Origin of the sequence: Pseudoalteromonas sp. Isolate6 (assembly GCF_022398435.1) — a bacterium.
Classification (GTDB): domain Bacteria; phylum Pseudomonadota; class Gammaproteobacteria; order Enterobacterales; family Alteromonadaceae; genus Pseudoalteromonas; species Pseudoalteromonas galatheae.
Genome location: NZ_JAKEVK010000416.1, coordinates 1 through 664 on the forward strand (window position 1 = coordinate 1; position 664 = coordinate 664).

Consider the following 664-nt stretch of genomic DNA (forward strand, 5'->3'; position numbering starts at 1 on the left):
AATAAAGTCAGAAACAGAAAACTCAGAGTCTTTAATATCTATAATTCTCTTATGGACGCAGCCAAACCTATCAAAAAAGCCTTGATGTTCCCCTTCAAAATGGCTATCTGAATGTACTATACATTTAGAAAATGTCCTTTCCTTTAATGCAAATAAATCATTGCCAATAAGGTTCTGTTCTTCATCTCCTATTTGAACAGTGTTATGAGATGATGTCCTTCGAGAGAGATTTCTTAACTCTGCATTTCCTGTGTATGTAATTGTTCCGGGGTCGATAAAAACAGGTAAACCAGCAATGCTTAGTATAAAGCTTAGTTGATCATTATGACTGTGACCTCCTTGGCCTTTCATAGACAGTGGACCGCAACGTATTATGGCCTTAAAAAGGTCATTTTTTATGATATAAAAACCAGAGTCCATATAAGAGCTTTTTGAGCTGATTTCCTTAACATTTAGCCGGCCTTTTACTCCTAGAAGGAAAGGTGAATCATCGACTACTTCATCTTTCATACAAAAAACACATTTGCTAACCTCAGTTAGAGAAGCAAGGTTTCCCCTATTTGAGCTAAAGTAATCATTTAAAATTAGTACACTTCCGCTATCATTATCACCTATCAATGGGATTTCATTTTCTTCGTTTTTTATAGACTTCAAGAATATATAC

At 34.9% G+C, this 664-nt stretch carries 1 protein-coding gene; it reads right to left on the reverse strand.

All coding sequences use genetic code 11. The annotated features are described in order from the left end of the window. Positions 1–510: heparinase II/III-family protein (locus L1D50_RS23250; protein ID WP_239966959.1), on the reverse strand; the 510-nt coding region annotated here is incomplete at its 3' end. Positions 511–664 lie beyond the last annotated feature (154 nt).